The organism is Streptomyces sp. NPDC057543 (genome assembly GCF_042801895.1).
Lineage (GTDB): Bacteria > Actinomycetota > Actinomycetes > Streptomycetales > Streptomycetaceae > Streptomyces.
This window is the reverse complement of record NZ_JBHVFF010000391.1, coordinates 1-6,338: the sequence shown is the minus strand read 5'-3', so window position 1 is coordinate 6,338 and position 6,338 is coordinate 1. Positions and strand designations below refer to the sequence as shown.

Annotated in this window: 5 protein-coding genes and 2 pseudogenes; 3 read left to right on the top strand and 4 right to left on the bottom strand. The window is 69.7% G+C overall.

Features of this window, described 5'->3' with window-relative positions:
- Together ACFU8Q_RS37890 and ACFU8Q_RS37885 are read right to left on the bottom strand one after the other, a co-directional pair.
- Positions 1-188 (bottom strand): annotated as a pseudogene (locus tag ACFU8Q_RS37890) (hypothetical protein); the annotation flags it as partial.
- Positions 189-201: 13 nt separating this feature from the next.
- Positions 202-1,539 (bottom strand): MFS transporter, encoded by a 1,338-nt coding sequence (locus ACFU8Q_RS37885; RefSeq protein WP_384463619.1) that lies wholly within the window; start codon positions 1,537-1,539, stop codon positions 202-204.
- A 70-nt stretch (positions 1,540-1,609) separates the two neighbouring features.
- Here ACFU8Q_RS37885 and ACFU8Q_RS37880 point away from each other — a divergent pair, with 70 nt between their 5' ends.
- The gene (locus tag ACFU8Q_RS37880) at positions 1,610-2,596 is read left to right on the top strand and encodes a LuxR C-terminal-related transcriptional regulator (RefSeq protein WP_384463616.1); all 987 of its coding nucleotides are present in this window, start codon (positions 1,610-1,612) and stop codon (positions 2,594-2,596) included.
- Positions 2,597-2,743: 147 nt separating this feature from the next.
- Here ACFU8Q_RS37880 and ACFU8Q_RS37875 read toward each other — a convergent pair whose 3' ends face one another.
- The gene (locus ACFU8Q_RS37875) at positions 2,744-4,411 is read right to left on the bottom strand and encodes a fumarate hydratase (protein WP_384463613.1); all 1,668 of its coding nucleotides are present in this window, start codon (positions 4,409-4,411) and stop codon (positions 2,744-2,746) included.
- A gap of 199 nt (positions 4,412-4,610) precedes the next feature.
- On the opposite strand from ACFU8Q_RS37875, the gene ACFU8Q_RS37870 reads away from it, so the two are divergent.
- Both ACFU8Q_RS37870 and ACFU8Q_RS37865 read left to right on the top strand, forming a co-directional pair.
- Positions 4,611-5,273: a DUF1707 domain-containing protein gene (locus ACFU8Q_RS37870; RefSeq protein ID WP_384463610.1), complete on the top strand. Its 663-nt coding sequence runs from the start codon at positions 4,611-4,613 to the stop codon at positions 5,271-5,273.
- 197 nt (positions 5,274-5,470) lie between these two features.
- Positions 5,471-5,854 (top strand): WhiB family transcriptional regulator, encoded by a 384-nt coding sequence (locus ACFU8Q_RS37865; protein WP_384463607.1) that lies wholly within the window; start codon positions 5,471-5,473, stop codon positions 5,852-5,854.
- A 370-nt stretch (positions 5,855-6,224) separates the two neighbouring features.
- Here the strand turns inward: ACFU8Q_RS37865 and ACFU8Q_RS37860 are convergent.
- A pseudogene (locus ACFU8Q_RS37860) lies at positions 6,225-6,338 on the bottom strand (fructose-bisphosphatase class II); the annotation flags it as partial.

The window sequence follows — 6,338 nt, the reverse complement described above, 5'->3', positions numbered from 1 at the left end:
CGGCCCGGGCGTTCGCGACCCGGTCCGTCCCGCCCCGCACCTCCGGCGGGGGCGCCCTCGGGGACGTACCGGGCGATCAGGGCGCCGTCGCGGGCGACGCAGCTGCCGCCGGTCGTGCCCGCCCGGTCGGCCGTGCCGTGCAGTTCACGGAAGCCGGTACCAGCGCCCGAAGATTGGCTGAATACCATCGTCCGTGATCCCTCACGGCACGGGTCCGCCGCGTTCGGCGCCGGAGCGGTGAGCGGGGGCCCCATCGCGTCTGCGCACCCCCGCCACCCGGATCAGGAACACCACGGCGATCACGATGGCCACCCCGTGCGACCAGGCGACGACGGTCAGCGGGCTGTGGCCGTCGAGCGCCGCCGCGACCAGGATCATGCCGACGCCGAACCCGAGGTTCTCGACGGTCGCGGAGAGCCCGAACGCATGACCGCGCGAATCGGCGGGGAGCGTCTGCAGATGCGAGGTGTACGAGACCTCGGTGAGCCCGTCGGCCGCCCCTGCGACCAGCGCGATCACGGCGGTCGCCGCCGACGGGAACCCGGCGAACGCCAGAATGAACGCCCCGGACATCAGGCACGTTCCGTACCCGAACCCCCGGGCGCCCACCGGATGCCCGCCGCGCTTGACGTACCGCTGGATCGACTGCTGGGCGACGACGTTCCCCAGCGCCCACAGACACCAGAACGCGCTGACGAACACGGCGGGGCGCGAGGCGTCGAGCCCGGCGGAGTAGACCGGCAGCGCGGCGTTGTGGGAGGACGAACCGAGGGCGTCCGCACCCCGCAGCACCACCATCAGACCGAGACCCGGCGCGGCGGCCGACGCGAGGAACGCGCCCGGCATTCGCCACCACCCGGCCCCCGTGCCGGCTCTCTGCCCCTCGCCCGTCCCGGGCTTACCTTCGCCGCCGCCCGCGATCGGGAGCAGGGCCACCGTCACGGCACAGACGACGAAGGTGGCCATGTCCACCACGAACGCCGCGGTGTAGCCGACCAGCGAGACCACCACCCCCGCCGAGGCGAAACCGGCCACCATGGCCAGTGAACGCCCCGTGATGGAAAGGGAGTTCGCCCAGGAACGGCGGTCGTCGCCGACCATCTCGGGAATGGAACTGCGCAGCGACACCATGAAAAGCGTTCCGCAGGCGCCGACCACCACGGAAACGGCCATCAGCGCGGCCGTCCGCATCCCGTGCGGCGCGAAGACCAACGACAGCATCACCACCGCCTGCGCCACATTCGTCCACAGCATGAGGCTTTTCGCCGTGAAACGGGCGAGCAGACCACCGGCGGCGAGCCCGGCGAAAAATCCGGACCCCAGGCGCACGGCCATGAAGAGGCCCATCGCAAGCGCTCTGCCCGTCGTCTCGTAGACGAACAGATTGAGCGCCACCATATTCAGGAAGGTGCCGTACGAAGAGAGGGAGTATCCGGCGACGAGGAATCGATAACGGCGCTCGCCGCGCACGCGGCCGGCCGGGTCGGCGTCCGGAGCGCGATCCGGACGTTCGTCCGCCCGTTCGATGTCGTGCGTCACCGGCCCATACTCACCGAGCGGCCGTGCTCACCCATGGCCTGCGGAGTGCACGAATGTAACCTGCATGCTTGTGAAGGACGATCAATCCGGCCCATGGGCGTGTGATTGCCGCGAATCGTCACCGGACCGCGCCTGTGACACGGCCCTCGCGGCCTATCGGCGCGCTCTCACGGCAGGCAGCCTTCCGGCGGGCGACGTGCCCCGCTGCCTGAGCGCCCTTCACCTGATGGTGGAGGACCGCGACTCACCCGGGTACCTGATCCCCGTACCGCCCGAAACCGCCTCGTTCGACGCGCTCGGGCCCATCGAGGAGGCGATCGCCCGGCAGCGTCGCACGCTGCGTTCGGCCCGCGCCGCGCTCGCCGTGTTCGAGGGCCTGTACGCCGATGTGCACCGGCTCGAACAGCCCGCCCTCACTCGGCTGACCGGCGCGGCCGTGATCGGCAAGGCGCTCGACGCGGGCGTCGCAGGCTGCCGCGAGGAGGTCCGCACCGCCCACCCCGGCGGCGGCCGTCCCGCGCAGACACTTCAGGAGTCGCTGCCCCGGGACCTGGGCAACCTGCGGCGGGGTATCCGGCAGCGGACCATCTATCAGCACACCGTCCGCTCGGACCGTACGACGCTCGCCTACATCGAGCGGGTGACCACCGAGGGGGCCGAGGTCAGGACGCTCGCCGAGGTCGTCGACCGGATCATCGTCTTCGACCGCAGCCTCGCGTTCGTCCCGTATTCCGACGAACCGCACAGCGCCCTGCGCATCCAGCACCCGTCCCTGGTCCGCTTCCTGGCCCGCCACTTCGACGAGGCCTGGGTCCGTGCGGTCCCGGTCCGCCCGGAACGCGTACCGCTGCGCACCCCGGTCGTCACCTCCGACCTGCAACGGACCATCCTGCAGGCGGTCGTGGGCGGCGAGACGGACGAGTCGATCGCCCGCCGGCTCGGCATGAGCCGCCGCAGCGTCGCCGAACACGTACGGAGGGTCTCCGAGCAGCTGGGCAGCAACAGCCGCGCCCAACTCGGCTATCTGGTCGCGACGTCGGGACTCCTGGAGAGGTGAAGTCGGGACCCCTGGAGGAGTGAAGAGGAGCGCGGAGAAGTGAGGGGGAGTGATGACGGGGGATCGCGGAACGGCGCGCGGCGTCCCGGCCGATGAAACGTGACCGGAACGCCCCGCAGGAACCGTGGCTACGGAGGGAGTGCCCCGTCAGGCGAGACCCGGCCCCCGCACTGGGATGCTGGTGAACGTCGGCGCCGGGGCGGGCTCGGTGAAGAAGTCGTTGCCCTTGTCGTCGACGACGATGAACGCGGGGAAGTCCTCGACCTCGATCCGCCACACCGCTTCCATGCCGAGCTCCTCGTACTCGACGACCTCGACCTTCTTGATGCAGTCCTGCGCGAGGCGTGCCGCCGGACCGCCGATCGAGCCCAGGTAGAAACCGCCGTGGGCGTCGCACGCCTCGGTGACCTGCCGGGAGCGGTTGCCCTTGGCGAGCATCACCTTCGAACCGCCCGCGGCCTGGAACTGCGCGACGTAGCTGTCCATACGGCCGGCCGTCGTCGGGCCGAAGGAGCCGGACGCGTACCCCTCGGGCGTCTTCGCCGGGCCCGCGTAGTAGACCGGGTGGTCCTTCAGGTACTGCGGCATGTCCTCGCCCGCGTCCAGCCGCTCCTTGATCTTGGCGTGTGCGATGTCGCGCGCCACGACCAGCGGCCCGGTCAGCGACAGCCGGGTCTTCACCGGGTACTTGGTCAGCTCGGCGAGGATCTCGTCCATCGGCCGGTTGAGGTCGATCTTCACCACGTTCCCGGACTCGTCCAGGTGCTCGTCCGTGGTGTCCGGCAGGAAGCGGGCCGGGTCCTTCTCCAACTGCTCCAGGAAGACGCCCTCGGCGGTGATCTTCGCGGTGGCCTGGCGGTCCGCCGAACAGGAGACGGCGATCGCCACGGGCAGCGAGGCGCCGTGCCGGGGGAGGCGGACGACACGGACGTCGTGGCAGAAGTACTTGCCGCCGAACTGGGCGCCGATACCGATCTTCTGCGTCAGCTCGAAGACCTTCTCCTCCAGCTCCTTGTCCCGGAAGCCGTGACCCGTGGGGGAGCCCTCGGCGGGCAGCTCGTCCAGGTAGTGCGCGGAGGCGTACTTGGCGGTCTTCAGCGCGAACTCGGCCGACGTACCGCCGACGACGATCGCCAGGTGGTACGGCGGGCAGGCGGCCGTACCCAGCGAACGGATCTTCTCCTCCAGGAACTTCATCATGGAGGCCTCGTTGAGGACCGCCTTCGTCTCCTGGAAGAGGAACGACTTGTTGGCCGAGCCGCCGCCCTTCGCCATGAAGAGGAACTTGTACGCGCCGCCGTCGGTGGCGTACAGCTCGATCTGCGCGGGCAGATTCGAGCCGGTGTTCTTCTCCTCCCACATGGTGAGCGGAGCCATCTGCGAATAGCGGAGGTTGAGCTTGGTGTACGCGTCGAAGATGCCGTGCGACAGGGCCTCTTCGTCACCGCCCTCGGTGAGTACGTTCTGCCCGCGCTTGCCCATGACGATCGCGGTGCCGGTGTCCTGGCACATCGGCAGGACGCCGGCAGCGGCGATGTTCGCGTTCTTCAGCAGGTCGAGCGCGACGAACTTGTCGTTGGACGACGCCTCGGGGTCGTCCACGATCCGCCGCAACTGCGCCAGGTGGGCCGGGCGCAGGTAGTGGGAGATGTCGTGCATGGCCTCGGCGGCCAGCGTGCGCAGAGCCTCCGGGGAGACCTTGAGGAACGTACGGCCGTCGGCCTCGAAGGTGGAGACACCTTCGGAGGTCACCAGACGATACGGCGTGGTGTCCTCTCCCAGGGGGAGCAGATCGGAGTACGCAAACTCTGGCATTACGGCCATTCCTCACTCGGCAGACAGCGGCTGCCCTCCCTTGGGCAGCGCGCCCTCCAGAGTAGAACGCCGCACGGACGCCGGAGCTGTGAGGTAAGGCTCAGTTCGCCGTCCGTGCAGGGGTGGCGGCGCGGGGGCGACACGGCGGAGGCGGGGCGGGGGCTAGTCGCGATCTATCGCGTTTGGGTACCCTGGGCGGGTGGACCTCGAAAAGCACCCCCAGCAGCCCGTAGCCCCGGCGGAGCCGGCCGGTATCCGCGCTTCCGACGCGGACCGCGACCGGATCGCGGACATCCTGCGCGAGGCCATGGCCGAGGGCCGGCTCACCGCCGAGGAACACGCCGAGCGGGTCGACGCGGTCTACCGCGCCAAGACCGTCGGTGAGCTCGAACCGCTGGTACGGGATCTGCCCGCCCCGTCGGGCGCCTCCCGCCCGGCCACCGCGGCCGACGCACGCGGCCAGGAGGGCCCGACGGGCCCCGCCGAGAACCTGGTGGCGATCTTCAGCAGCTCCACCCGCAGGGGCCGTTGGCGGGTCGGCGGCCGTACCAACGCCTTCGCGCTCTTCGGCAGTGTGGAGATCGATCTGACCGAGGCACTTTTCGGCCAGAGGCTCACGGTGATCAACGCGACGGCCATCTTCGGAAGTGTCGAGATCAAGGTCCCCGAGAACATCTCGCTGCGCGGCAGCGGCACGGGTGTCTTCGGTAATTTCGAAGTCGCCACACTGGAATCCGCCGATCCCGAAGCGCCCGTGGTCGTCGTCAATGGTTATTCGGTGTTCGGCAGCGTCGAGGCGAAGCCCAAGCGCGGAAAGTTCATCGCGGATCTCCAGGATCGGCTGCGTAAATACCTCGGCTAGGAGCGAAGTGGTCCGCCCTGCCCGCCCTTCCCTCTCCGGAACTCCTTCCTCCTTCGAAAACAAGCCAAATTCCTGATCGATCGCATTTGAGCGGCCCGGAACCGGGGCCACGCAGTGCATAGGCGCACGCACAGGGGGTAGGGACTGCTGCATCGTCTCTCGCTCGCGAAGCCGTAAGCCGTCGTCAGGAGTAGACCGTGCTGCAACTGCCGCATCAGCCCCTGCAGGTCGCCGCCGTCCCTCCCCAGCGCATCCCCGCTCGGGAGGACCAGGCCGGCCCCTGGCACTCGGAGGCGGTGTGCCGCCGGGACGAGGCCGGGCTGTTCTTCGCCCCGTCGAAGGAGCCGACTGCTGCCAGACTCGCGCGCGAGGAGTCCGCGAAGCGGGTCTGCGCGCGCTGTCCGGTGATGGTCGAATGCCAGGAACACGCCCTTATACAGCCGGAACCGTACGGGGTGTGGGGCGGCCTCACCGCCGCCGAACGCCGTGTGGTGCTCGCCCGTCGCAGACGGCGCGAGATGGAGCTCAAGGCATCATCCGCAACCTCCGGAGCGACGGGCCGCATCGCGGCGGCGGGCTGACCGGGCGGGCACACGGGGGCTGAACCGGACCGGACTGGACCGGATCGGGCCGGATCACTTCGCGCAGTCGTCCGTGCACCTCCGTACGCGCCCGGTGTGCGTCGCGACGCGTCCGTGCGCGTCCGTATGCGCCCGTGCAGGTCCGTTACGCGCCCGGTGTGCGTCGCGACGCACACGTGCGCGTCCGTATGCGTCCGTGCAGGTCCGTTACGCGTCTGGTGTGGCGATGCGCCCGTGCACGTCCGAGCGCCCGTGCACGTGCGTATGCCGCCGTGCAGGTCCGTGTGCACGTCCGTACGCGCGAAGAGGCGCCCCCACCGCACACGGGGGCGCCTCCTCGCGTTCCTCTCCCCGGACTCCGGGGCGGGGGCTACTTCGCGCGGTCGAAGTCGATCGCGCTGTAGGCGCGCAGCTTCGACAGGCGGTGCGTCGAGTCGATCTTCCGGATGGTGCCGGACTTGGACCGCATGACGATCGACTCGGT